Here is a 26,089-nt window from a genome sequence, read left to right on the forward strand (position 1 = left end):
AGAACGACCAAGAGAGCGTGTGACCATGGACCTCGGGCTCAAATCGAAAACCGCAGTCGTCACCGGCGCGAGCATCGGCATCGGCCGCGCCATCGCCAAGGGTCTTGCCGCCGAGGGCGTGCGCGTCGTCGGCGTGGCGCGGCGTACCGAGCTGCTGGCCGAGCTGGCGAAAGAGGTCGGTGGCGGGCTGATCACGCCGCTCGAGCAGGACATCATGGCCAAGGACGCGGCCGAGACGATCGCCGCCTTCGCGCTGAAAGAGCTCGGCCATGTCGACATTCTCGTCAACAATGCCGGCGGCAGCCGCCCGTTGCCGGTCGATGCGCCCGACAGCAAATGGGACGAGGCGATCGCGCTGAATTTCACCAGCTACCGCCGCATTGCCCATGCGCTGCTGCCGCAGATGATCGCGCGCAAATGGGGCCGCATCGTCAACATCACCGGCAAGTCCGAGCCCGAAGGCCTCAACGCCGCCTTCGCCGCCAAGGCCGCCGTGCATGCCTGGGCCAAGGGCCTGTCGCGCGAGATCGGCGAGCACGGCATCACCATCAACTGCATTCCGCCCGGCCGCATCATGAGCGAGCAGATCCGCCGCAACTATCCGCCGGACTATCGCGAGCGCTTTGCCGAGGAAGAGATCCCGGTCGGCTATTGGGGCGAGCCGGAGGATCTGGCCGCGCTCGCGGTGTTCCTGGCCTCACCGGTGGCGCGGTATATCACCGGCACGGTGATCCCGGTGGATGGGGGATTGCGGCGGTATCAGTTCTAGAAGCTGCGAACCGCAAGGCAATCTTCGGGCAGTTTTGCTTGCGCTTGCCGCCGGGCTACCTGCCATCGTCTCATCACTCATCTTCCCACCGAGAATGGTGGGCACGCTTTTTTGCCAGACTTCGTGATTGGAACGAGGCTTTCCGTTGCACGTTGACGCCGTCTCGCCGGAAACCGGCGAAGCCATATCAGCACCGCATTCGGGAGTGCCGGCCATGAAAGTCATCGTGCCAGACAAGCGCCGTCGGCTTTTGCTCGGAACCACGCTGGTAACCGTCGCAGCGCCGGCCATTCTCACCACGCGGGCGCTGGCCGATGAGCGGGGCATCGGCGAGACGTTGAAGCAAGCGGTCACAGGAAAGAAGGACGAGGACGTCACGCCACCGGAGGACCTAATGCGCGAGCACGGCGTGCTCGATCGCGTGCTGCTGCTCTACGAGGCCGGCATGCGGAAGCTCTCGTTCAACGCGGATTTCGACCCTGCGCTGATCACGCAATCGGCCGAGGTCATTCGCGATTTCATCAACAACTACCATGAGAAGTCCGAGGAGCAGCACGTCTTCCCGCGCTTCAAGAAGGCCGGGAAGATGACCGATCTCGTGGACGTCCTGCTGCGCCAGCACGAGGCCGGTCGAAAGGTCACGGAGACCATCCTGTTGCTTGCGCCCAGGAGCCGGACCGACGCCGATGGCCGCAAGCAGCTCGTCGGCTCGATGCAATCCTTCATCACGATGTACCGGCCGCACGCCGCGCGGGAGGATACCGACCTCTTCCCAAAGCTGAAGGACGTGGTCTCGTCGAGCGAATACGACGCCATGGCCGAGGAATTCGAGAAGAAGGAGCACGAGATCTTCGGGGAGGACGGCTTCGAGAAGATGGCCGCTCGCGTGGCCCGACTCGAGCAGCAGATGGGTATTGACGACCTGAACCAATTCACGCCGCGTTGACCGGCGGCACGCCGCGTCTGCACGAGGATGGTGGAGGATTGCGGATGGCGCAGTCCCGCAAAACAGGTGACTTCGGCTCTCCGGCGTTTCTCTTCGTGATGACGACGGGCATCGTCAACCTGTTCGGCGACATCACCTACGAAGGCGGCGCCAGCATCAACGGGCCGTTCATGGCCTCGCTCGGCGCGAGCGCGGCCATCGTCAGCGCCACGGCGGGGCTTGGCGAGTTTCTCGGCTACGCCCTGCGCCTTCCCGCCGGCTACGCGGCGGACCGGACCGGCCGCTACTGGCTCATCACGTTCGTCGGCTACGCCATCAACCTCTTCGCGGTGCCGGCGATGGCGCTCGCCGGAAGCTGGCAGGTCGCGGCCGCGCTCATCCTGGCCGAGCGCATCGGGCGCGCGCTTCGCAAGCCCACGGTCGAGGCGATGCTCTCTTATACGACGGCTGAGCTCGGCAAGGGCTGGGTGTACGCGCTGAACACCGCGCTGGACGAGTTCGGCGCGACCCTTGGTCCGCTCATCGTCGCGGCGGTGCTTCTGCTGAAGGGAGACCTTCGGACCGGATACGCGCTGCTGGCGATCTCGGCCGCGGCGGCGCTCGTCGCGCTGGTGGTCGCACGGGTGAACTTCCCGCTGCCGTCAAGCCTCGATCAAGGCGGGACGGCTCCGGCAAAGGACTTCTGCAGGGCCTATTGGCTCTATATGCTGGCCGGCGCGATGTTCGCCGCGGGGCTGATGAGCTTCGAGCTCATCTCCTACCATTTGACCAAGGCCGGGATCGCGTCCGAACAATGGATCCCCGTGATGCTCGCCGCCTCGACCGCCTTCGGCGTGCTGGCGAATCTGGCCTTCGGAAAAGCTTACGACCGGACCGGACTTCCGGTGGTGATCGCCGCCGTATGCGTCTCGGCCGCATTCTCGCCCTTCGTGTTTCTCGGCGGCTTTTGGCTGGTCCTGTTCGGAATGCTGCTCTGGGGCGTCGGCTACGCGATCCAGGACACGCTGCTCAAGGCGATCGTCGCCGAGGTGCTGCCCGAAGGAAAGCGCAACTTCGCCTTCGGGCTGTACTACGCGGGCTACGGCGTCGGCTGGCTCGTTGGCAGCATCGTGGCGGGCCTGCTGTACGAAAATTCGAAGGCCGGGCTGATCGCATTCTCGATCCTCGCTCAACTTGCTTCGGTGCCCGTCTTCCTGCTGGCGAAACGGCAGGAACGCGCGCGCTGACCGGTTGTCCGCGATGGATCTTGCAGATCCTCCACACATTCTGCGAGACACGTCCGCCCTGGCTCGAACGCAAGCGGCGCGTCAGTCCATCACTTGATCGGCACCGATCAGAAAACTCTCAGGGACTATCAGGCCGAGCGCCTTGGCCGCCTTCAAGTTGATGGTCAGCAGGAATTTGGTGGGCCGCTCGACCGGCAGCTCGGACGGCTGCGCTCCCTTCAGGATCCTGTCGACATACGCCGCCGTGCGTCTCACCATCACGTTGACGTCGGGTCCGTAGGACATCAGCCCGCCGCCGGAGGCCCAGGCGCCCCAACCGCCGATCAGCGGCAACCGACGCTCGTCTGCATAGCCGACGATGCGCGGCATCAGGTTTATCATCAGCGTCGACGTGACGACGTAGACTGAATCGACCTGGGCCGCCGTGGCCTTGTCGAGAGCCGGCGCAAGCTCGTCGACCGTTCGAACCGGCAGCGACAGCAGCTTCACTCCCAATTGCTGGGCCGCCCGTTGCGTATCTTCGAGCTCATTGTCGAGATGGTTGGGATTCCACAGGAATGCGACATGGGAGATGCGCGGCACGGCCTCCTTCAGGAGCTGCAGCCGCTTCGAGCCGAGTTCGTCATGCAGGAACGTCACGCCGGTCGCGTTGCGCTGCGGCCGGCTCAGGCTCGCCACCAGTCCGAGCTTGACGGGGTCGGCACTGACCGAGAATACGATCGGCAGGTTCTTCGCTGCATCCCGCACATAGGGCGCGATATCGCCTCCGAAAGCCATCATGATGGTGGGCTTGGTCGCAGCGAGCTCGGCGGCGAGAGCGGCGAGCCGCTGCCCGTCATTGTCGGCATGACGATAATCGTAGGAGACCGTCTTCCCCTCCGCATAGCCAAGCGCGCTCATGCCTGCGAGAAACGGCTCAAGGGTCTCGTCGCTCGACGGTCCTCCGTAGCGTAGAATGCCAAGCCGGGACGGCGGTCCGCCGCGCGTCTGGGCGCCCGCCCCGCGCCATAACAGCGCCGCCGCGCCTCCCAAAACGACTGCCCGCCTTTTCACTGACCTCTCCTGCCTTGACGACGATCGTTGTGCTGCAGTCTCGGGCAGCGGCATCGCCATCAGCCGATACCCAGCGTCACCGCTCCCCTAGGCCAGCCCATACGCGCTTCGCTGCTGCATGCAGCATCACGCATTCAGGAGCGCACCAGTGTGTTTCCGGATCGCCGCCATATCGGCATCCTGCCAGTATTTTGCTGGACCGGTCAACTTGATGACTGCCGCTGGCTCGGCCGGTTTCGAGCTACCTGGACCTCAACAACGTCGCGTGGGACGACGAGGATCAGGTCAAGGCTGGTCGTAACGTCGGGTCGTAACTTCGGTCGGACCAAGGAGAATCTTGCGACGCAAGGCTTGGTCTAGAACGACGTCTTCATGAATCGTTGCTGATGTCAGCTTCGCGCCAACACCGACCACTTTTTTCGACTGCGAATAATGCCTTGCTTGACTGACCCAGCACGCATGACCAGGGGCGCTGTTACTGTTTCGCTACCTTGATTTCCCGGACTGTCATCTCGGCAAGAGCGACGGCATCAGTAACGCCGCGCATGTGAATTTCGATCATCCTCTTGGCAACGAGATCACAGAGCGGATCACTTCGGCCGATCAAATCGAGCTTGCGTAGGGCGTGGTTGAAGGCCAGTTCAAGAACGTGCTCTTGTTCGCGGGTGAGATCGATGTTCGCAATCAGCCGTGAAATCGGCATGACCGTTGCCCCCTGTTTGAGTAGGCGGGAGCACAATTGGTCTCTCAGTCACCGATAGAAGCCACGAACCGGGCGATGATGGAACAACGCTGTTCCTCATCGGCTTGGCAGTCAATCCCCCGAGAGTGCCAAAGAGCGCGATTACGAGCCCTTTCGACCTCCTGCCTCAGTCGGTTTGCCGCTTTGGGCCTCGAGGTCATCGGCGCGTAACCGGTACTCCTCCGCGATTTCGAGCAAGGCCGCCCTTGTGCGCTCGTCAGCAGACAGAGCTGCTTGATGGCGGGCGTTCCGTTCGAGGCGTCGGAGTTCTCGTTCCATGGGAAGAGACTACCCGGCCGAAACGTCGCCGCAATAAACTATGCAAATGCGGACGCATTGCCGCTCAGGAGATTGAAATCCTCGCAGTTCATCGCGGCGTTTAGGAATTGAGGTCACCCTACGACCTCACGACCGATCCCGTCGCGATCCAAAAGCACTTCGCTCGAATGCCACTTCAAGCCCGTATCGAACCGGGCCACGCCACGACTTGCCCCGACATCACGATGCGGTTGCGCCCGCTCTCTTTGGCGGCGTAGAGCGCCTTGTCAGCAGCGGCGACCAATGACGTGCAATCCGCCTTGTCCGTTGGCGGAACATGCGTTGCGCCGCCAATGCTCACGGTGACTTGCTTGGATGGCGGGTTGAGCGCATGCAGGATGCCGAGTTCCTGAATCGCCCGCCGGATTCGTTCGCCGACCTGCTCGCAACCTTCAGCATCTGTGTTCGGCAACAGCAAGGCGAATTCCTCACCACCGTACCGAGCCGCCACGTCTGCCGGGCGTCTGGCCTGCTCCACCAGGATCCTGGCGATTGAGCGGAGACACGCATCGCCGGCCTGATGACCGTACTGGTCATTGAATCCCTTGAAATGATCGACATCCATCAGCAACAGCGACAAGGGTGTTCCTTCGCGCCTCGCCCGATCCCATTCCGTCTCGAGCCGCTCGTCGAAATGTCTGCGGTTCGCCAACGCCGTCAGGCCATCCGAAATGGCGAGAGCCGCCAGCTTTTTCTCAAGATCCTTATGCTCGGTCACGTCGCGCGAGATCGCCACCACGCCGTTGATGTCGCCGCACTGTGGACTCCTGGTGATGCGCAGCGCCGCTTCGATCCAGATTTCTCCTTTCTCGCGATGACGGGTGCGATACGCGAGCCTTGCCTCCTCGGCTTCGCCGTTCTTCAACGCGGAGATCGTGTGCTCGACCCGTGCCAGATCCGCGGGATTTATGCCGGCGAGGGCTGACGTATGCACCAACTCGTTCGGAGCCCAGCCGAGAATTCGAGCGCTGGACGGTGACGCATAGAGGATCTGTCCATCGACCCCTATGCGCATGACCATGTCTCCCGACGCCTCCGCGAGGAGGCGAAAGTCGGCCTCCTTGGCTACCAGAGCTGCGGCCATCTTTTGCCGCTGGTGCAACTGATGAACCAGCAGGAGACCCGCGACGGCGAGCCCACATGTCAGCCCCAGTACCGCAGTGATGCGTGTTAGCGCGGCGCCGCGCCAGGGGGCCAGGACGTCATCTTCCGATTCCGTGGCAACCACGAGAACAGGGTAGCGACGGCTGAGCTGATAAAAGCTCAGGCGCCGGACGCCGTCGAGCGGCGACGTGAAGTAGTAGGCACCGGCAGCCGGCCGCTCGCCGATTTCCTTGAAGAGCGGAGCACTCGATAAATCGCGGCCCGTATATCCGTTGTCCGGGCTCCGTGCCAGGACAACGCCATCAGTGGCCGTCAGTGCAATCGAGCCGTTCTGGCCAACGTCGAATCCGCGATAAAACTGCAGAAAATAGTCGACATCGATCGTTGCAAGGGCAACTCCGGCAAAACGGCCGTCAGGATGATTGAAGCGCCTTGACGCGGTGATGATCCATTGTCCGCCCGACCTGCTCTTCACCGGATGCCCAATGAAGGTTCCTCGTTCGGCCACGGCACGATGATGCTGGAAATAGTCTCGGTCGCTGTTGTTGAGACCGGCGAAATCCATGGACTCGCTGGTTGCAAGCCAGCGGCCCGTTTCGTCATAGACGAACACGGCACGGATCCGGTTCGCGGCTTTGCGTCGCGTCAGCAAGGTCTGAATCTTGCCGATTGCCGCTGGGCTGATTCCTTCGAGTTCGAGTTGAGCAACCAACACGTTTAGAACGGTGTCCGCGAGTTCGAACGTGTCGTCGGCGTGCTGCGTCACCGATCGAGCCAGATTGGCCATATCCGTTTCGGAGCTCTTCAGCACCGTCAGTCGCGAGGACCACTCGCGCCAGCCGCTGAGCGCGACAATCGCGATGCAGGCGACCGCCACAAATAGCGAGGTCCAGAACGTCAAACGCGCTTGGCGGAGATCGCTGCCGTGATCGATCAAGATGTTCCCTCCACCCCTGCAACCCCAGAGCCTTGGGTAAGACAGGCTTGCTTATTTCGATCCAGGTTTGTGGCAGAACCTAGAAGGAGACTGACGGCATTCACAAAGGAGTTGCGCTCAACCGACCAGCTCGCGGAGCGGTCGACGGAGCAACAGCAATCGGCTCGGCTTGATGGCCCAAGCATGATTCGGAAAAGTGCGCCGCTGTTTCCGAAAAGATAATGCTCGAGCCGAGAGCTAATGCGCGATGTCGATTCCACCTAAAGCCATCGCGCTTTAGCTTAGAGCACCGTGCCGGCTAGCGGGCCAAAGCCGGATTCAGTGAAACTTGCCGGATGCCCGCTTCGAACTCCGGCAAGGCGCGCCAAATCGTCGATCCGCGGTTGAGGTCGAATGAGCAGGCTCTCTGCCGGCAGACGCTCAGCCGGCAGAAGCGTTGCGGACTTGGCGCCGTTTTTAGCAATTTGAGGCAACGGCGCGGCCATCGACCAGATGTTCTTGAGCATCGCCCGGTTCACCGAGCACGCGACGGCACCGTTCGCCTTCAGACGGGCGACGGTAAAGAGCTTGCGGATCAGCAGGTCTCGTTCAAGCGATTGCGGCAATTTGAACTGCACTCCGATGAGCTGGCCTCTTTGTTGCACAATCATCGCATCGACCCAGCCCACCTGCATGATGTGCATGCGCAGCGGCTCTCCGGGACGAGGACCGTCAATGCTGGAACCGAGGAGGACGCCGGCGCCGGAGAGGGAGATGTTGCTCACGCGCCCGGAAAATCGCTCGCCGGCCTCAGTCTCGATCAAGACCGATTCGTCGACATCGAAACGTTCCTCGGAACGCCCCATCCGCGCCTGCAGCGAGGTCATGCAGACGAAAAAGAGCACGACGATGTTCACGACCGACCAGAAGGCGACCATCGGCAATGCGGCCGGATGATCGATGATCCGCCATTCCGGGATGGTGTTCAGGACCAGACCGATAACGGTCAGCGCTATGAGAGCCGCCGACGGCCAGAATATGTCCGCGGCGTAGCTTGAGCACCGCGCTGCAGCACCCTTGGGCGTCACCCTGAATGCATGTCCCTTCGGCTTGACGAGAGTCCCGAGCACCGTCGGCAGGAGCTTGAAGCTTTGGATCGTCGCCGAGACCTGAGCGGCGAGCGGAAAATGTTCGTGCGGCGCGAACCAGGAGACGCCGCCGTTGAGCGCCAGGATCGCGGGAAACAAATAGTAGAAGACCGACTCAGGGGTGACGTCGACGACAGGCGCCAGCCCAGTCCACATGAACACGATCGGAACCACCACGACCGCGAGCGCGCGCAGGCCCATTGAGAGCCAATGCGTAGGAAAGAAGAGGAGCCGTTGCATCAAGCCCAGTCCGGGACCGAGCGGGCCGGCAGCAAGATACAGCGTCTGGATCGCGCCACGCGCCCAGCGTTGCCGCTGCACGAAAAAGGCATCTAGGCTTTCTGGCGCCAAGCCGATCGCCAGCGGCTCGCGAAGATATCGGGTTATGTACCCTTTGCGTAGCAGGACCAGCGTCAGCAGGATGTCTTCCGTAATGGACTGGGTCGGCAAGGCATCTCCGACTGCCCGGAGTGCTCCACGCCGTGTGACGGAGTTGGAACCACAACAGAAGGCTCCATCCCAGCCGTCGCGCGCGGGCATGATGGAATCGAAGAAGAACCGTTGTTCGTCCGGCAGCCCCCTGTGCAGGCCGAGATTGGCCTGCATCGGGTCCTCATTGTAGAAGGTGTGCGGGATCTGAACGATCCCTATCTTTGGATCGGCGAAGAAGCCCATTGTGCGCATCAGGAAATTGCGCTGCGGTACGAAGTCCGCATCAAAGATCGCGAAGAACTCGCCACTTGTCTTCGTCAGGGCATGATTGATATTGCCGGCCTTGGCATTCGCGTTGTCGGCGCGGGTGAGATAGCCGGCGCCCTTTTGCTCGCAGAGCTCCTTCAGCCAAGGCCTCCGACCCTCATCCAGGACCCAGATCTGGAAGTTTGGATAGTCCAGGCAGAGCGCGCCGGTGATCGTCTTTTCCAGCACCTCGAATGGCTCGTCATAGGTCGGAATAAGGACGTCGACCGAGGGCAGTTCGTCAGCCGGCAGGCTGCGAAGCCGACGTTCGTGCTGATCGGCTTCACTGCGGCGATCAGTCCTGCGAAGAAAAGTCAGATAGAGAATGAACTGATCCGTGAAGGTCAAAAGCTCGACGAAGAGACAGAACCAGATCCAGCCAACCTGATACCAGGTCCCGCTCGCCGGCAGCACGGTGGAGAAAATACGCCATTCGAGATAGCGGGCGACCACAAGCCAAACTACGGCAAAAACCGCGACACGTACCCAAAGGCGCGCGACTGGAAAGGTCGGCGCCAACAGGTACATCGCGGCAAAGCTGACCAGCATCGGCGCGAACAGCTGAGAGAAAGGCAGAGTCATAGCCTGCATGGAACGTCTCGCTCACAGGGACGACTGGTCAAGCTCCAGGCGAGCGGTCAACCATTTCAATTTCGAGCTGACCAATCGGAGCAGGCCGTCGACTCTGCGCTCGAAGCGCACTTCAGCCAACCGTCCGATATCGCAGGAGCCGTTGCTGTTGGCCGGCGTCCCATTCGGCGGAAGCGATATCTCGACGGTAATGCTGCCCGGATCGGGCCGCGGCACCCGAGCCGCAAGCAGTCGATCATCGCCGTATGCTGCCGAACCGCGGACCTGCCGGACCTGGCCGGTTTTCCATTCGCGGCTCCCAATCAGGCGGACGGTGGCTGCATCTCCGGCCTTGATCTTCTCGAAATCGCGCTCGGGCAGTTCAACAACGATGAATCGGCGTTCGCAATCTGCAAAATCGAAGACCGATTGCCCTTCCGTCACCATAGAGCCTGGGCTCGCCGCGACCGACCAGACCACATGAGCGGCGGGCAAGGACAGATCGTAGTGATCGAGACGACCGAGCCGAGCGCGCTCCTCTGCGATTTCGGCGGCCAGCTGCGCGGAGCGTGAGCTGTTTTGCAATTGGTCTGTCTCGAGCTCCTGGCGGCGGAGAACAAGTCGCTCGCGTTGCTGCTGGGAATAGGGCACGTCATTGGCATCGCCGCGAAGATAGATGCCCTTCTCGGCCGCCCCCAACTCGGTCCTGAGGCGCCGCAGGCGTTCGTCGGCCATCTGGCAGCGCGTTGCGGTTGCCTCCTGCGAGGCTTGGGCCTCACCGGAGCGGATCTGCGAACTGATGCCGAGCTTCACGAGCCTCTCCATCCGGCCCGCGACATCGTTGCGCTGCCGCGCCTCGGCGAGACAGCCGCCTTTTTCAACTTCCGTTTCGCCGATCTCGTGGCTCAGGCGCGCGACCATCCCCAAACGATAGTCCTCGCTGCGCTCGCGGAGCTTGCGATCGAGCTCGGCGATTTCCTCCAGTTGCCGGCTTGCCAGCTCGGCGCGCTTGGTTGACACGGCAAGCTGCTGATCAAGATCCATGAGGTGCCGGCGATCCGGCGAACGCGCCTCGACCAGCGGCACCACCCGGGTGCGCTGGAAATATTCGCCCTTGCGTGGAAGATCAGGCGAGAGCTGACCCGCGATCGGTGCGGTCACCCGCATGAGCTCGGCGTTGACAAATGCGGAAGGAGCGATTCGGTAGGTCGCATACGGTAACAGCGCCCATCCGCCCAGAGCGATGATTCCGAGCGCCAGGGATCGGCGAACAACCCGGCTGCGAATGAAACGTTCTACATGCAAGCGAACCACGACTGGATCTCCGCTGGGGCTTGGTCGCTGCGTCTGCCCGAAGCGCAAGCCGATCGCCGCGGGCTCGAGCGTTGGGATGAGATCCGCGCCTCGAGGCACTGAGCAACTCGACAGCATTTCTGCTAGTCGAAATCAGGATTCGCCGCGACGGCAGACTCGTCTTCACAACCGAGAGAAGTGTACCTAGCTTCCACCACATCAGGTTACGCCGAGTCAAAACCGGACGATTACGGCCCCCGACCTGAAATCAGATGCCAGTTTGTCCCGGCCTGAAGTTGGCGCGCCTGTCATGGCGATCTCCTCCCGTCTGGCAGAACATTGAATTTGCCGATGACGGGCGCCCCTTCCAGGTACTGAAAAGTCTGGTATTGGGCCCGTAGGCGAAGATCGCGTCGGTGCCCGGCACGTCGGCATTTGAGGCCAAACTGGAAGTGCCCGGACGCGCCCAGAAACGTCGCTGTTGACCCGAAGCGGACATTTGGGCTTTCGAAAACTGACTCTTTTGACCATACTGCCCTCTCGCTTGCGGACAAATGCAAGCCCCTTCGCGTCACGTCCGTGCCGTCCGGATATTTCGACGACAATTTTCTCATTGCTGATCGCTGTCTCTGCATTTTTATAAAAGGGGGCATTGATGAATCGCCGTTGTTTTTTGCGCCGAGCCGCAATGGCTTTTCCAGCAAGTCTCGCTTCGAGCAGCTTCTGGCTGGAGAGCTCTCATTTGGTGACTCCGGCATTTGCCGCCGGTGACAGCAGCGACCAGAAAACGCCGCTTGAGCAGAGATTTGCAGAATTTGCTCTGTCGATTAAATACGACAAGCTACCGCAAGATGTGGTTGCTTCGGTCAAGCGCGTGCTGCTGGACACGCTCGGCTGCGCGTTTGGTGCTGTAGGGTCGGAACCTGCTAACATCGCCGAGAGCACCATCCGAAACACCTTTGGCGACGGCAGCACCGTGACAATTATCGGCTATCCGCGACCCGCGACCATCGAGGGCGCGCTCTTCGTCAATGGTGTGCTCGTCCGTTCCCTCGACATGAACGACACCTATATCGGCACCGAGCCGCTTCACCCGAGCGAGGTGCTGCCAACCGCGCTCGCGCTCTGCGAAGATAAGGGGCGCAGTGGCCCCGATCTCATCGAAGCGATGGTCGCTGGCTACGAGGCCAGCATGCGGGTCAACGATGCAATTTCGTTCATCGAACGGGGCTTCCACCCCCTGTGCGCCGCCTCGTACGGCATCCCTCTGATAGCAGGCAAGATATGGGATTTGCCGAAGGAGGCGATTGCGAATGCGGTCGGAATTTCCGGCGCGCGCGGTTTCACGAGTTTTGTCGTCAACAGCGGCGCGATTAGCATGATGAAGGCGATGGGGCTCGCGGCAACCGCGGCCGACGGGGTCTTTGCAACTCGACTCGCAGCTCAGGGCTTTACAGGCCCTACCGGCACGTTGGAATGGCTTGCGTCAAAAATGAAACCTGCCAAGGCAGGCTTTACCGTCGACCTCGAGCCTGCGGGATACCGCTTGCCCCGTGTTGCATTCAAAAGCTTTCCCGTTCAGATCGAGTTGCAGGCCGTGACCGAGGCTGCCGTGTTGCTGAGCAATAGGATAAAGGGTCGAACCGAAGACATCCGCTCAATCACGGTCGAAACTTATCCCGGGATCATCGAGCGCGTTGCAGATCCAGCCAAATTCCGGCCGCAGACAAAAGGAACCGCCGATCACAGCCTTCCTGTTTGTTTCGCCATGGGCCTCCTGGATGGCGATGTGACAGTTTCACAATTCGAGAAGGACCGCTGGCGGAGACAGGACGTGAGCGCCCTCGTTGAAAAAATATCGGTGAAGCCGTCAGAGCAACTCATCGCGAAGCTACCGAAGGGGCGCGGCGCAAGCGTCGAGATTATCCTTGCGGATGGCCAATCCTTACGCGAGACGGTCGAAGTTGCCGAGGGGGACGCTCAACGCCCGATGTCGGATTCTTCGCTCGAGCACAAGTTCCTGAACTTTGCCGTCCCTGTGGTCGGCAAGGCTGGCGCGCAGCATGTCATGTCGCTGGTCAACGATATCGAACATCTAAGTGACGTCAGGGAATTGACCCGCGCGCTTGGAGGACCGGGAAAACAGAATCCGAGGTAATCGCGTTTGGTCCCGAATAGCAGGACTCCGCTTTTGCCACCAGCACGGAAGGGGGGCAAACTTTGCTGCGCTGCGATGAGAGCTTCCAGCGTGTTGGCCTCAGCGGTTAGGATCGCCATGGACCGGCACTGGGGACCACAATGAAGCGGCGCGTAAACGCGGACAGCAAGACAGGCAAATCGACGCGCGACACGCCGACGAGGCAAGGCTCATCCAAAGCGATGCCCGGTGACCAGCAAAGACGCTTAAGACGTGAGCGCGACGAGGCGCTCGAGCGGGAGAAAGCCACCGCCGAAGTGCTGCGGGTCATCAATTCATCGGCCGGCAATTTGGAACCGGTATTCGACGCAATGGTCGACAAGGCGCTCCAGCTTTGCCAAGCCGAGTTCGGAAATTTGTTCCTTTATAATGGCAAGGATTTTGCCACGGCTGCGCTACATGGCGCGCCGCCAGCCTATGCTGAGGCGAGACGTCGTGGCGGGGTGGTCCATCACTCCCATCCGGATGTTCCCTTAAACCGGGTCATTCGCACGAAAGAGATTGTTCACATTGCAGACGTCAGAAACGAGCCAAGCTACATCGATCGCGACCCACGATTCTGCGAGCTTGTCGACGCCGCCGGAGCGCGCACCCTTCTCCTTGTACCAATGCTCAAGAATGATGAACTGGTTGGTGCCTTCGCCATCTATCGCCGCGAGGTCCGCCCTTTTGGAAGCAAGCAGATCGAACTGGTCCGGAATTTCGCAGCCCAAGCGGTCATTGCGATGGAGAACGCAAGGCTATTAAAGGAACTGCGCCAGCGTACAAATGATCTCAGCGAAGCGCTGCAGCACCAGACAGGTAGCGCCGACATCCTCCGCGTCATCGCCTCCTCGCCCACCGATGTCGGGCCGGTTCTTAGCGCCATCGTTGAAAGTGCCTGCGAGCTCTGCGATGCCTATGATGCTGTCGTGGTGTTGAAGGAGGGCGGCGAACTGCGCCTCGGCGCCCACCACGGCCCGATTTCGATGAGTCAGCAGCGCTGGTCCAACGACCGGGCGTCGATCTCGGGCCGTGCTGTGGCCGACAGGCGCCCGGTACACGTGCACGACGTGCTTTCCGACGAAGGTTCGGACTTTGCGAAAGCGCACGAAATGTCGCGTGCCGATGGTTGCCGCACACTCCTTGGCGCGCCGCTGCTGCGGGATGGCGAAGGCATCGGTGCGATCGTGCTACGTCGAGCGGAGGTCCATCCGTTCAGCGATAAGCAGATTGCCTTGCTGCAAACCTTCGCTGACCAGGCGGTGATCGCCATCGGTAATGTCCACCTGTTCGAGGAGGTGCAGGCGCGGACGCAGGAGTTGACTGAATTGCTGGAGCAGCAGACCGCGACATCGGAAGTGCTGAGCGTCATCAGTCGATCGGCCGGCGATCTCACCCCGGTGTTCGACGCGATGCTGAGCAAGGCGATGCAGCTCTGCGACGCCAGTTTTGGCGTGCTCAACACCTACGATGGCCGGCAATTCCATACAGCGGCCACTTTTGGCCTGCCCGCCGCTTACGATGAGTCCCGGCGCAAGCAACCCCTCAATTACGGTCCGGCCACCGCGCCCGCGCGCCTCTTAGAAGGTGAAGCGTTCGTCGAAATCGCGGACCTGCTCGAGTCGGACGCCTATCGCACCGGAGACTCCAACCGTCGGGCGCTGGTCGATCTCGGGGGCGCACGCTGCCTACTAGCGGTGCCGCTTGTGAAAGACGAACGTGTCGTAGGCAACGTCATGATCTTCCGACAGGAGAACCGGCGGTTTTCCGAAAAGCAGATCGCGCTCCTGCAGCAATTTGCTGCCCAGGCAGTCATCGCCATCGAGAACACTCGGTTGCTCAGGGAATTGCGAGAGCGCACCGAGGATTTGAGCGAGTCGCTGCAACAACAAACGGCGACAGCGGATGTGCTCAAGGTGATCAGTCGTTCGGCCTTCGACTTGCAGGCCGTGCTCAATACGCTAGTTGAATCGGCGGCTCGACTATGCGAGGCCGATATGGCGGCGATAACCCGCAAGACTGGCAACGTTTATTTCCGCGCCGGTTCGTACGGCTTTCCAGTCCAATTCGCCGAATATGTAAGAGATCTCCCGGTCCGGGCCGACAAGCGTACCATCACGGGCCGGACTTTACTCGGCGACGGGGTGGTCCATGTTATCGATGTGCTCGAAGACCCTGACTACTTCTTTGAAGGGCAGGAATTAAGCGGCAATCCGCGCACCTTTCTTGGGGTGCCATTGCTGCGGGAAGGCAGCCCGGTCGGTGCGATTATCCTCGCACGACGCGAAGTCCGGCCGTTCAGCGAAAAGCAGATTGAACTCGTCACGAGTTTCGCCGACCAGGCCGTGATCGCGATCGAGAATGCGCGCCTCTTCGACGAGGTGCAGGCCCGCACTAAAGAACTTGTCGCCTCCCTCGACGAGCTCCGCACCGCACAGGACCGGCTCATCCAGACCGAAAAGCTCGCCTCACTTGGCCAGCTCACCGCTGGCATTGCGCATGAGATCAAGAACCCGCTCAATTTCGTCAACAACTTCGCCGCACTCTCATCGGAACTGACGGACGAGCTCAACGATATTCTGAAGTCCGCCAGTCTCACCAGTAGCATCCGCGACGAAGTCGATGAATTGACAGGTCTTTTAAAGGACAACCTGCAGAAGGTCGTCCAGCACGGCAAGCGCGCCGATTCCATCGTCAAGAACATGCTGCTGCATTCGCGCGAAGGAGCGGGCGAGCATCGCGCCGCGGATATCAACGCGATCGTTGAGGAGAGCCTCAACCTCGCATATCACGGTGCCCGTGCCGAAAAGCCTGGCTTCAACGTCACGCTGAAGCACGATTTCGATCCGACCGCCGGCACGCTCGACATCTATCCGCAGGAGATCACCCGCGTCTTCCTCAATCTGATCTCGAACGGCTTCTATGCGGCGGCCAAGCGCAAGGAGAAAGCGGGTGACGCCTTTGAGCCGACGCTGAGTGCCGTTACGAAGAACCTGGGCAACAGGGTTGAGATCCGGATCCGCGATAACGGCACGGGCATCCTGCCGGAGATCAAGGAAAAGATGTTCAATCCGTTCTTCACCACCAAGCCGGCCGGCGAGGGCACCGGCCTTGGCCTGTCCATGAGCCACGACATCGTGGTGAAACAGCATGGCGGTACAATCGAAGTAGATACCGAACCTGGAGCATTCACGGAATTCATCATTACGCTACCGCGTCGGGGACCGGCGCAGTAGTGGCCGGAGATCGAAATGAGCGTGTATATTATTGTCGTAGACGACGAACCCGACGTCGAAAGCATGTTCCGGCAGTATTTTCGACGGGACCTGAGATCGGGGCGCTTCGTAATGGAATTCGCTCTGTCGGCGCCGATCGCTTTGGAGCAGGTGAACGCGATTCCTGATCCGTCGCTAATCTTGATCCTGTCAGACATCAATATGCCAGGAATGAGCGGTCTTGAAATGCTTCCTCGGGTCAAGGCACAACGTCCGAACGTCCCTGTAATTATGATTACTGCTTATGGGGACGATGGGACCAGAAAGAGGGCGACCGAACTCGGGGCCGCCGGATTGATTCCTAAGCCCATCGACTTCAACCTCTTGCGCCAGGAGGTCGAGCAGCACCTGGGGCGGGCCGCCTACTCCCGTAGGTAATGACCCAAGCCGGCCATTAGCGGCGGCTCGACTGGCACTGCCGATGCGCTAACTCTTGCGCGCGAGCACTATGTGCAAGCTGGCAGGCGGTGGGCGGATGGTGGCGCTGCCTCCCGCATAGCGCTCCCACATTGCCTTTCCGTCGAGATCCTGCACCAATTCAAGCCCCACACACCTTAGATCGTTCGCAACCTCATTGGGATCAAACCCGGACAAATAGGGTTCGCCAATCGCGGCCACGGCCCGGCCTCAGTTCAAAGAGGTACTTGCCAATCTGAAGGCCGAATGGTCGCCTGAAGTTGTGCCTGTAACCCTCGTGTAGCGCATTGGCGGAGGCTGTTGTCGAACATTTCAATGCCATCACGAGCGGCTTGTAGAGGTTCGCTTTGGGCCGCCAGCTGTCTTGTGGCCGAACTGCTGAAATGTCGCCGGAAGCGGACCTTAGCCTCCTTCAATCCAAATTGCTGCTTCGCTCAGCGCGTTGAGAATGCGCTCGACGTCTTTGGGGTGGAGTGACCGGCCGTCACACAGCTGATTCAGTTCACCGAACGTAATCTTGCCGTTCCCTTCGCCGATTTCGATGGCCCGTCGAATGATTTCCGGCACGCTCATGTTCTCTCCATATCAGCAGCCCTCACTATAGGGGGAGAGAGTCGGATTGGGGCCGATCACGACTCTATTGCGCTGCCGCACGCATTGGCCGCTCCAGGGGCAGAGCGCGCCGCCGTCATGGCACGGTTCGAAAATCCCTTATTAATCAAGGGGCCTTCTACCGTGCATGGGGTTGTTTTTCGACTTTTGCCTCGGGCCTCCAGGGGAAAGCGCCAGCTCACCCCGCCTGCAGGATCTCCGCAACCGCTGCGCCCGCCGCGATGGTGCCGAGCGTGCCGCCGACATCCCGCGTCGCCCTGCCCTCGCCGATCGACCTCGCAACCGCAGCCTCGATCGCGCGCGCCGCCTCTTCATAGCGGACGGCGCCGGTCTTCTCGCCGTGCCAGGCCAGCAGCAGCGCGGCCGACAGGATCAGCGAGACCGGGTTGGCAACGTCCTGGCCTGCGATGTCCGGCGCCGAGCCGTGCGCGGCCTGCGCCATGGCGTGGCGGTCGCCGACATTGAGCGAGCCGCCGAGGCCGAGGCTTCCCGAAAGCTCGGCGGTGAGATCGGACAGGATGTCGCCGAACATGTTGGTCGAGACGATCACGTCGAAGCGATCCGGACTGCGCACCACATGCGCCATCATGGCATCGACCAGGATGTCGTCGACCGCGAGACCGGGATAGCCCTTCGCCGCCTCGCGGCAGATGTCGAGGAACATGCCGTCGCCGAGCTTGAGCACATTGGCCTTGTGCACGACGGTCAGGTGCCTTCGCCGCTTCATCGCCAGGCGGCAGGCCGCGTGCGCGATCCGCTCGCAGCACGCCCGCGTGATCCTTCGCAGCGAGATCACCACGTCGGGCGTAACCAGCAGCTCGCCATTGCCCTGCTCCATGTTGCGGTCGGCGTAAAAGCCCTCGGTGTTCTCGCGGACCACCACGAGGTCGAAGTCACCGATGCGACCGGGCCGCCCCGCATAAGTGCGCGCGGGCCGGATATTGGCGTAGAGGTCGAGGTTCTTGCGAAAATGCCGGGACGGGTTGATCTCGCCATGCGCCTCGTCCTTGAAGTCGAAGGTCGCGGTCGGCCCGAGGATCAGGCCGTCGGCGGCGCGAACGATGTCGAGCAGCTCGGGGCGCACGGTCGCGCCCGACAGCTTCAGGCTGGCGTGGCCGACCGCGTGCTCCTCGAGGCGCAGATTGAGTTGGAAGCGCTCCGAGGCCGCGCGCAGCACGCCCGATGTCGCGGTCGTGATCTCGGGCCCGATGCCGTCTCCGGGCAGAACGACGATGTGCATGGCGCTTCCCCTCATTGTAACAGTCGGCGCGATCATACGCCGGCGCGAGACGACATCGCCCAGCCTTCGCGCATACACATCATGCAAGCATATGCCTGTGGCAGCAGGCTCCGGCGTAGTACATGCCGAAGGGCCCTTTCGTCACGCCCGCCGGAGCAACGCGCGAACGCAATGACAATCACGTTACCCGCCGCAGCGCGCGAGCCTGACCACACCACGTCCGATGGCCTGCCGGCCGCGCGGCGGCGCTGGGCGATCGCCGCGATCTTCACCGCGCTGGCGATGGCCTCGCTCGACACCGCGATCGCCAACATCGCCCTGCCTGCGATTGCCGCCGATCTTCATGTCAGCCCGGAGCAGTCGGTCTGGGTGGTCAACGTCTACCAGATCGCGCTGGTGGCGACGCTGCTGCCGCTTGGCGCGCTCGGCGAGATCGTCGGGCACCAGCGCATCTATCTCGGCGGCCTGATCCTGTTCACCATCGCCTCGCTGTTCTGCGCGGTGGCGTGGTCGCTCGACAGCCTCCTGATCGCGCGCACGCTGCAGGGCCTGGGTGCCAGCGGCATCATGAGCGTCAACACCGCGCTGGTGCGCTTCGTCTATCCGGGTCGCATGCTCGGCCGTGGTTTTGGTCACAACGCGCTCGTTGTCGCCACCGCGTTCACGTTCGGGCCATCGATTGCGTCGGCCATCCTCGCGCTCGGACCGTGGCCATGGCTGTTCGCCGTCAACATCCCCTTCGGCCTCGTCGCGATCGGCATCGGCTTTGCGATGCTGCCGAAGACACCGCGGGCCGATCACGGCTTCGATTTTCTCGGCGCGGTTCTGGCATCGGCCTGCCTCGGCCTCTTCATCATCGGCATCGGCAGCGCCGCGCATAATCTGTCGCCGGTCACCGTGGGCATCGAGCTGGTTGCGGCGCTTGCGTTCGGCTTCATCCTGACCCGCCGGCACGCCGATCATCCCGCGCCGATGCTGCCGATCGACCTGTTCAGCCGGCCGATGTTCGCGCTGTCGGCGGCAACGGCCGTGTGCTCCTTCGCCGTGCAGGGCCTCGCCTTCGTCTCGCTGCCGTTCTATTTCGAGGACGTGCTGGGTCGCTCGCAGGTCGAGACCGGCTTCTTCATGACGCCATGGCCGCTGGTGGTCGGCATCATGGCGCCGATCGCCGGGCGCCTCTCCGACCGCTATGCCGTCGGCCTGCTCGGCGGCATCGGCCTCGTCCTGCTCGGGCTCGGCATGGCCCTGCTGGCGACGCTGCCGGCCAACCCCGCCATAGCCGACATCATCTGGCGGATGGTGATCTGCGGCATGGGGTTCGGCTTCTTCCAGGCGCCGAACATGAAGGCGGTGATGTCGAGCGCGCCGCCGCATCGCAGCGGCAGCGCCTCCGGCATCGTCGCAACCGCCCGCCTGACGGGACAGACGACGGGAGCCGCGCTTGCCGCGGCCTGCTTTGCCCTCGCCGGCCACCAGGGTGCAACATTGGCGCTGGCGCTCGGCGCCGGCTTTGCCGCGCTCGGCAGCGTGATGAGTTTTCTGCGGCTGGCGGTGAAGTAGGCCGCTCAGGCCAGGTGGCGAGCCACGGTGGCGTCGATCGTCGCGGCCGCCGGAACGACCGCCTCGTCGTCCAGCGCCGCAAGGCGCGCGTCGATGGCAGCGATGACCTTGCGCGAGAACGGCCCGAGATGCGCATAGGCCGCGATCATCTGCACCGCGATCCGCGCCGATGAGGTATCGCGCTTGGCGCAGTTCATGAAGGTCTGCCACAACGGCCCGCGCGCTTCGGGAATGGCCGTGATCACGCGGTGGACGGTCTCCATGGCGCCGACCCGCGAACGGATGTCGCCCTCCGCGAGTTCGTGGCGCTGCCGGGAACGGTCGAGCAGAGTCATCAGGCGATCGACGCGGCTTGCGTAGGCGGCCGGGCTGTAGATGCGCTCCAGCACGGTCCTGTAGTCCATCAGGATATCGCGCAACGGCCGCACCGGCTCGAAATTGATTCCGCTCGTGCACTGATCGCCGCCCGTGGTCGAGGCCAGATCGTGGTCCGCGTGCAGCCGTCCCTCCTTGGCGAGCCGCCGCGTCAGCTGCGTGTTCGGCAAGGCATAGAGTAGCCCGACCATGGCGACGGGGATCGCGGCCTCCTCGATGAAGTCGACCATGGCGTCCGCCATCGAGACCTTCTCGTTGTCGAAGCCGACGATGAAGCCGGCGGTGACCAGCATGCCGGCAGCGTAGATCTTGTGGATGCTCTCGGCGATGTTGCGCCGCGTGTTCTGCTTCTTCCGCATCGCCACCAGGGTCGCGGGATCCGGGCTTTCGATGCCGACGAAGATGCCGAAGAAATTGGCCGCGCCCATCAGCTCAAGGAGTTCGGGATCGTCGGCGAGATTGACCGACGCCTCGGTCGACAATTCGAAGGGATAACCATGGGCGCGCTGCCATTCGGCGAGCTGCGGCAGGAACTGGCGCAGCGACTTCTTGTTGCCGATGAAATTGTCGTCGACGAAGTCGAGATGGCCGCGGTAACCCATGTTGTAGAGCGTCTCGAGCTCGACGAACATCTGCTCGGCCGTCTTTGTCCTGGGCACGCGTCCATAGAGCTCGATGATGTCGCAGAACTCGCAGGTGAACGGGCAGCCGCGGGAATATTGCACACCGAGATAGAGATAGTCCTCGAACTTCAAGAGGTCGAAGCGTGGCACCGGCGTCTTGGTGACGTCGGCCTGGAACTTCGGCGCGGTAAAGACGCCGGACCGCTTTCCGCCCTCCCAAGCCGCAATGAAGTCGTCGATCACGCCCTCGGCCTCGCCGAGCACCTGGAAGTCGGCCTTCTCATAGATGTGCGGGCTCGAGGTCGGATCGGGACCGCCGACGACGACCGGCTTGCCCGCCGCGCGGCACTTGTCGATCAGGCGCAGCGTGTCGGCTTGCTGCGGCAACATGCCGCCGGTGAAGACGACGTCGGCCCAGGCGAGATCGTCGTCACCGAACGCCTGCGTGTTGCAGTCGATCAGCCGGACGGTCCAATTCGAAGGCAGCATCGCGGCAACGGTGATCAGGCCGAGCGGAGCCGCGGGCCGCCGAACGCCCATCAGCTTGCAGGATTCGCCAAAGCTCCAGAACGATTCCGCCGTGAATAGCGGATAAAGCATCAGCACGTTGCAGGGGCTCGGCACGATCATGGAACTCCTCAGGGCGTCGTTACAGTGTAGCAAAGCATCGCCGTCTTGCATCCCGACAATGGTGGCAAAATCGCGGATGGGAACGCCGGGAACGCGCCGGGCGTCGCCTCAGGCGGTCGATCGGCGGCGAGAGAGAACCCTGCCCGTCGCCCGGGGGCGGGCTTCGGCCGTGACACCGCTCGGCCCCTGATCTTCCCACGCGACGAAAATTTTCAGCGGCCACCCCGCGGACTGTTGATTTGAACAGTTCCAATTTGCCGGACACATTGCGCGCCTGAGTTCAATCGGTGGATTGGGCCAATCAGGGGACTGCGATGGCAAACCTAACAATCAACGGAAAAACCTTCACCCTCGACGTCGAGCCGGATACGCCGCTGCTGTGGGCGATCCGCGAGAATGCTGGCCTGACCGGCACCAAATACGGTTGCGGCATTGCACAATGCGGCGCCTGCACGGTTCACATCGACGGCGTGGCAATGCGCTCCTGTGGGGTCTCGGTCAGCGAGGCCGAGGGCAAGAAGATCACCACGATCGAGGGACTCGCCTCGGGCGATACGCTGCACAAGGTGCAGGAGGCCTGGATCGCGCAGGACGTGCCGCAATGCGGCTACTGCCAGAGCGGCATGATCATGGCGGTGGCAGCGCTGCTGAATGAGAAGCCGAAACCGACCGACGCCGATATCGACGAGGCCATCACCAATATCTGCCGCTGCGGCACCTTCCAGCAGGTGCGCGAAGCGATCCACACGATCGCCAGCGCTTAAAGGAGGCGCCCTCATGAACAAGCATGTTTCTCCCACGATGAACCGCCGTGCCTTCGTCATCGGCAGCGCCACGCTCGGCGCCGGTCTTGCCATCGGCCTCGACATCCCCTTCGGCGGGCCCGCCGTGGTCCGCGCCGCCGACGGCTCGCCTGAGATCGGCGCGTGGGTCGTGGTCAGGCCCGACGACACCGTCGTGATCCGTATCGCCCGTTCCGAGATGGGCCAGGGCTCGCTCACCGGCCTCGCCCAGCTCGTCGCCGAGGAGCTCGAATGCGACTGGACCAAGGTCACGACTGAATATCCGACGCCCGGCCAGAGCGTCGTCCGCAAGCGCGTCTGGGGCGATTTCTCCACCGGCGGCAGCCGCGGCATCCGCTCCTCGCAGGACTATGTCCGCAAGGGCGGCGCCACCGCACGGGTGATGCTGATCCAGGCCGCCGCCGACGCCTGGAAGGTGCCGGCCTCCGAGTGCACGGCCGCGAACAGCGTCATCACCCATACGCCGTCGGGCCGGACCACAACCTACGGCAAGGTCGCCGAAGCCGCGGCCAAACTGACGCCGCCGGCCGAGGTCAAGCTGAAGGACCCGAAAGACTGGAAGCTGATCGGGAAGGGCGTGAAGCGGCTCGATACCGTCGACAAGACCAACGGTGCCATGATCTACGGAATCGACGTCAAGCTGCCGGGCATGTTGAACGCCGCGATCAAGGACTGCCCGGTGTTCGGCGGCAAGTTGAAGAGCTTCGACGAAGCCAAGGTCGCCGGCATGAAAGGCGTCAAGAAGGTCGTCAGGGTCGGCGACACCGCAGTCGCCGTGGTCGCCGATACGTGGTGGCACGCCAAGACCGCGCTGGACGCGCTGCCGATCGTCTGGGACGAAGGCGACAATGCCAAGGTCTCCAGCGAGTCAATTGCGAAATGGCTGGCAGAGGGCCTCGACAATTCGCAGCCGGCCTATGTCGGCAACAAGAACGGTGATGCCAAGGCGGCGATTGCGAGCGCGGCCAAGAAGGTCGAGGCCGTCTACTCCTATCCCTACCAGAACCATGCCACCATGGAGCCGATGAACGCCACCGCGCTCTACACGGCGGACAAGTGCGAGGTCTGGTGCGGCACGCAGAACGGCGAAGCGGCATTCGCGGCGGTGCTGGAAGCCTCCGGCCTGCCCTCGGACAAGTGCGACGTCCACAAGGTGATGCTCGGGGGCGGCTTCGGCCGGCGCGGCCAGACTGACTATGTCCGTCAGGCCGTGATGATCGCCAAGCAGATGCCGGGCACGCCGGTCAAGCTGCTGTGGTCGCGCGAAGAGGACATGGCGCACGGCAGGTATCACCCGATCACCCAGTGCAAGATGACCGGTGCGTTCGATGCCAACGACAATCTGGTCGCGCTGCACTACCGCCTGTCCGGGCAATCGATCCTGTTCTCGCTCCGCCCCGAAGCGCTGCAGAACGGCATGGACCCGGCCGCCTTCCAGGGCGTCGCCCAATCCGGCGAGGCCGCGTTCGGCTATTCGGTGCCGAACCTGTTGATCGAGCATGCGATGCGCAACCCGCACGTCCCGCCGGGCTTCTGGCGCGGCGTCAACGTCAATCACAACGCGATCTACATGGAGTGCTTCATGGACGAGCTGGCCCAGGCCGTAGGCCAGGACCCGCTCGAATTCCGCCGCAAGCTGATGGGCAACCATCCCAAGCATCTGGCGGTGCTCAATGCAGTCGCCGAGAAGATCGGCTGGGACCAGCCGGCGCCGCAGGGCGTCTATCGCGGCATTGCGCAGGTCATGGGCTATGGCAGCTATGTCGCCGGCGCCGCCGAAATCTCGGTGACCGACGGCAACAAGATCAAGGTGCATCGCATCGTCGCCTCCACCGATCCCGGCTACATCGTCAATCCGGCGCAGGTGGAGCGGCAGATCGCGGGCTCCTTCGTCTATGGCCTTTCCGCGCTGTTCTATGGCGGCTGCACCGTCAAGGACGGCAAGATCGAGCAAACCAACTTCGACACCTACAATTCGATGCGCATCAACGAGATGCCGAAAGTGGAGTCGGTGATGGTGCCGAGCGGCGGGTTCTGGGGCGGCGTCGGCGAGCCGACCATCGGCGTCGCCGCGCCGGCGGTGCTCAATGCGTACTTCGCCGCCACCGGCAAGCGCATCCGCTCGGTGCCGCTGCGCGACCAGAACATCACCTTTGCCTAGAGCAACATGCTGCGGCGACGAGCAATTGCCGCCGCAGCCCTTTCAGATGCGCTCGATGACCACGCGCCCGATGACACGGCGGAATGCCGTGTTCGGCATCACCATGGCGGCCGCGACGCTGGCGCGGCCATCGATTTCGCGCGGGCAATCCACGGGACGTGTCGTCGTGGTCGGCGGCGGCTTTGGCGGCGCGGCTTGCGCTCGCGCGCTGAAGCGCGCGCAAGCAGACTTGCAGGTCATCCTGATCGAGCCCAACGCGGTCTTCACCTCCTGTCCCTTCAGCAACGAGGTGATCGCGGGCCTGCGCGACATCGAAGCGCAACGCTTCGGCTACGACAACATCGCCGCCGATGGCGTCACTGTGATCGGCCAGGCCGTGACCACGATCGAGCCGCAGCGGCGCAGCGTCATGACGGCCGACGGCGTTGCGCTGCCCTATGATCGCCTCGTGCTCTCGCCCGGCATCGACTTTCACCTTGAAGCCCTGCCCGGCTATGACGAGGCCACAGCGCAGAAGATGCCGCATGGGTGGAAGGCCGGCGCGCAGACCTTGCTGTTGCGCCGGCAATTGGCGGCGATGGAAGACGGCGGCACGGTCGCCATCGCCATCCCGGCCAATCCCTCGCGCTGCCCGCCCGCGCCTTACGAGCGCGCCAGCCTGATCGCGCATTATCTGAAGACGAACAAGCCGCGCTCGAAAGTTCTGATCCTCGACGCCAAGGATAGCTTTTCGCAGCAGCGGCTGTTCGAGAAGGCGTGGAAGGAACTCTACGGCGACATGATCGAGCGCATCGCGCTGTCGCAAGGCGGCCACGTCACGTCGGTCGATGCCGCGACCAGAACCATCGTCACCGAGTTCGGCAATTATACGCCTGATGTCGCCAACGTCATTCCGCCGCAGCGCGCCGGCCGCATCGCCGAGACCGCGGGCGCTGCGGATGCGACCGGCTGGTGCCCGATTGATCCCGTGACCTTCGAATCGAAGCTCGTCAAAAACATCCACGTCATCGGCGATGCCTGCCTCGGCGGCGGCATTCCGAAATCCGCGGCGGCCGCGAGCGCCCAGGGCAAGGCCTGCGCCGCTGCGATTGTCGCCTTGCTCGCGGGCCGCCGGCCGGAGCCGCCCCGGCTCACGGGTGTCTGCTACAACACCGTCGCCCCCGGTTACGGCTTCTCGCTCACCGGCCAATACGAGCCCAAGGGCGACATCTTCGCCGAGGTCGAGGGCGGCACCACCAGTCCCGTCGATGCCCCGCGCGAACTGCGGGCGCGCGAGGCCGCGGAGGCGGAGCGCTGGTTTCAGGCTCTCACAGCGGACACATTTGGCTAACGCAATGATGGAAAGAGCCTGCCGCCACGACCACGATGCGCTCCCTCCCCCGCTTGCGGGG

Annotated in this window: 18 protein-coding genes; 10 read left to right on the forward strand and 8 right to left on the reverse strand. The window is 62.7% G+C overall.

Going from position 1 to position 26,089, the window contains the following annotated elements; translation table 11 throughout:
• The first annotated feature begins 25 nt into the window (after positions 1 to 25).
• The 3 genes from P6U31_RS25965 to P6U31_RS25975 all read left to right on the forward strand — a co-directional run bounded on the left by P6U31_RS25965 (position 26) and on the right by P6U31_RS25975 (position 2,941).
• Positions 26 to 769 carry an SDR family NAD(P)-dependent oxidoreductase gene (locus P6U31_RS25965; protein ID WP_407189946.1) on the forward strand — a complete coding sequence of 248 codons (744 nt, stop codon included), beginning with the start codon at positions 26 to 28 and terminating at the stop codon, positions 767 to 769.
• Positions 770 to 983: 214 nt separating this feature from the next.
• Positions 984 to 1,715, forward strand: a complete 732-nt coding sequence (locus P6U31_RS25970) for a hemerythrin domain-containing protein (protein WP_407184601.1) — start codon at positions 984 to 986, stop codon at positions 1,713 to 1,715.
• Between the two features lie 44 nt (positions 1,716 to 1,759).
• Complete coding sequence (locus tag P6U31_RS25975) at positions 1,760 to 2,941, forward strand: MFS transporter (RefSeq protein WP_407184602.1); 1,182 nt, start codon at positions 1,760 to 1,762, stop codon at positions 2,939 to 2,941.
• A gap of 81 nt (positions 2,942 to 3,022) precedes the next feature.
• On the opposite strand, the gene P6U31_RS25980 is transcribed toward P6U31_RS25975, so the two are convergent.
• The 5 genes from P6U31_RS25980 to P6U31_RS26000 all read right to left on the reverse strand — a co-directional run bounded on the left by P6U31_RS25980 (position 3,023) and on the right by P6U31_RS26000 (position 10,844).
• Entirely contained in the window at positions 3,023 to 3,994 is a 972-nt protein-coding gene (locus P6U31_RS25980; protein WP_407184603.1) for an ABC transporter substrate-binding protein, read from the reverse strand.
• A 475-nt stretch (positions 3,995 to 4,469) separates the two neighbouring features.
• Positions 4,470 to 4,697: a hypothetical protein gene (locus P6U31_RS25985; RefSeq protein ID WP_407184604.1), complete on the reverse strand. Its 228-nt coding sequence runs from the start codon at positions 4,695 to 4,697 to the stop codon at positions 4,470 to 4,472.
• Between the two features lie 493 nt (positions 4,698 to 5,190).
• Positions 5,191 to 7,095 carry a diguanylate cyclase domain-containing protein gene (locus P6U31_RS25990; RefSeq protein ID WP_407184605.1) on the reverse strand — a complete coding sequence of 635 codons (1,905 nt, stop codon included), beginning with the start codon at positions 7,093 to 7,095 and terminating at the stop codon, positions 5,191 to 5,193.
• Positions 7,096 to 7,376: 281 nt separating this feature from the next.
• The gene (locus P6U31_RS25995; protein WP_407184606.1) at positions 7,377 to 9,551 is read right to left on the reverse strand and encodes a glycosyltransferase family 2 protein; all 2,175 of its coding nucleotides are present in this window, start codon (positions 9,549 to 9,551) and stop codon (positions 7,377 to 7,379) included.
• 12 nt (positions 9,552 to 9,563) lie between these two features.
• Positions 9,564 to 10,844 (reverse strand): HlyD family efflux transporter periplasmic adaptor subunit, encoded by a 1,281-nt coding sequence (locus P6U31_RS26000; RefSeq protein WP_407184607.1) that lies wholly within the window; start codon positions 10,842 to 10,844, stop codon positions 9,564 to 9,566.
• Between the two features lie 667 nt (positions 10,845 to 11,511).
• Between P6U31_RS26000 and P6U31_RS26005 the strand changes: the two genes are divergently transcribed.
• The 3 genes from P6U31_RS26005 to P6U31_RS26015 all read left to right on the forward strand — a co-directional run bounded on the left by P6U31_RS26005 (position 11,512) and on the right by P6U31_RS26015 (position 16,655).
• Positions 11,512 to 12,981 (forward strand): MmgE/PrpD family protein, encoded by a 1,470-nt coding sequence (locus tag P6U31_RS26005; RefSeq protein ID WP_407184608.1) that lies wholly within the window; start codon positions 11,512 to 11,514, stop codon positions 12,979 to 12,981.
• A gap of 140 nt (positions 12,982 to 13,121) precedes the next feature.
• Positions 13,122 to 16,238 carry a GAF domain-containing protein gene (locus P6U31_RS26010; protein WP_407184609.1) on the forward strand — a complete coding sequence of 1,039 codons (3,117 nt, stop codon included), beginning with the start codon at positions 13,122 to 13,124 and terminating at the stop codon, positions 16,236 to 16,238.
• Positions 16,239 to 16,253: 15 nt separating this feature from the next.
• Positions 16,254 to 16,655: a response regulator gene (locus P6U31_RS26015; RefSeq protein ID WP_407184610.1), complete on the forward strand. Its 402-nt coding sequence runs from the start codon at positions 16,254 to 16,256 to the stop codon at positions 16,653 to 16,655.
• Between the two features lie 441 nt (positions 16,656 to 17,096).
• Here P6U31_RS26015 and P6U31_RS26020 read toward each other — a convergent pair whose 3' ends face one another.
• Both P6U31_RS26020 and P6U31_RS26025 read right to left on the reverse strand, forming a co-directional pair.
• Positions 17,097 to 17,267 (reverse strand): RNA polymerase subunit sigma-70, encoded by a 171-nt coding sequence (locus P6U31_RS26020; RefSeq protein ID WP_407184611.1) that lies wholly within the window; start codon positions 17,265 to 17,267, stop codon positions 17,097 to 17,099.
• 217 nt (positions 17,268 to 17,484) lie between these two features.
• Entirely contained in the window at positions 17,485 to 18,546 is a 1,062-nt protein-coding gene (locus P6U31_RS26025) for an isocitrate/isopropylmalate dehydrogenase family protein (protein ID WP_407184612.1), read from the reverse strand.
• Between the two features lie 171 nt (positions 18,547 to 18,717).
• On the opposite strand from P6U31_RS26025, the gene P6U31_RS26030 reads away from it, so the two are divergent.
• Positions 18,718 to 20,106 (forward strand): MFS transporter, encoded by a 1,389-nt coding sequence (locus P6U31_RS26030; protein WP_407184613.1) that lies wholly within the window; start codon positions 18,718 to 18,720, stop codon positions 20,104 to 20,106.
• A 5-nt stretch (positions 20,107 to 20,111) separates the two neighbouring features.
• Here P6U31_RS26030 and P6U31_RS26035 read toward each other — a convergent pair whose 3' ends face one another.
• Positions 20,112 to 21,734, reverse strand: coding sequence for a B12-binding domain-containing radical SAM protein (locus P6U31_RS26035; protein ID WP_407184614.1), 1,623 nt, complete (start codon positions 21,732 to 21,734; stop codon positions 20,112 to 20,114).
• A gap of 314 nt (positions 21,735 to 22,048) precedes the next feature.
• Here P6U31_RS26035 and P6U31_RS26040 point away from each other — a divergent pair, with 314 nt between their 5' ends.
• The 3 genes from P6U31_RS26040 to P6U31_RS26050 are packed head-to-tail and all read left to right on the forward strand — an operon-like array spanning position 22,049 to position 26,028.
• Positions 22,049 to 22,498 carry a (2Fe-2S)-binding protein gene (locus P6U31_RS26040; protein ID WP_407184615.1) on the forward strand — a complete coding sequence of 150 codons (450 nt, stop codon included), beginning with the start codon at positions 22,049 to 22,051 and terminating at the stop codon, positions 22,496 to 22,498.
• 13 nt (positions 22,499 to 22,511) lie between these two features.
• Positions 22,512 to 24,698 (forward strand): molybdopterin cofactor-binding domain-containing protein, encoded by a 2,187-nt coding sequence (locus P6U31_RS26045; protein WP_407184616.1) that lies wholly within the window; start codon positions 22,512 to 22,514, stop codon positions 24,696 to 24,698.
• Positions 24,699 to 24,744: 46 nt separating this feature from the next.
• Positions 24,745 to 26,028 carry an FCSD flavin-binding domain-containing protein gene (locus P6U31_RS26050; RefSeq protein WP_407184617.1) on the forward strand — a complete coding sequence of 428 codons (1,284 nt, stop codon included), beginning with the start codon at positions 24,745 to 24,747 and terminating at the stop codon, positions 26,026 to 26,028.
• Positions 26,029 to 26,089 lie beyond the last annotated feature (61 nt).

The organism is Bradyrhizobium centrosematis (assembly GCF_045571495.1).
GTDB classification, from domain to species: Bacteria; Pseudomonadota; Alphaproteobacteria; order Rhizobiales; family Xanthobacteraceae; genus Bradyrhizobium; species Bradyrhizobium centrosematis.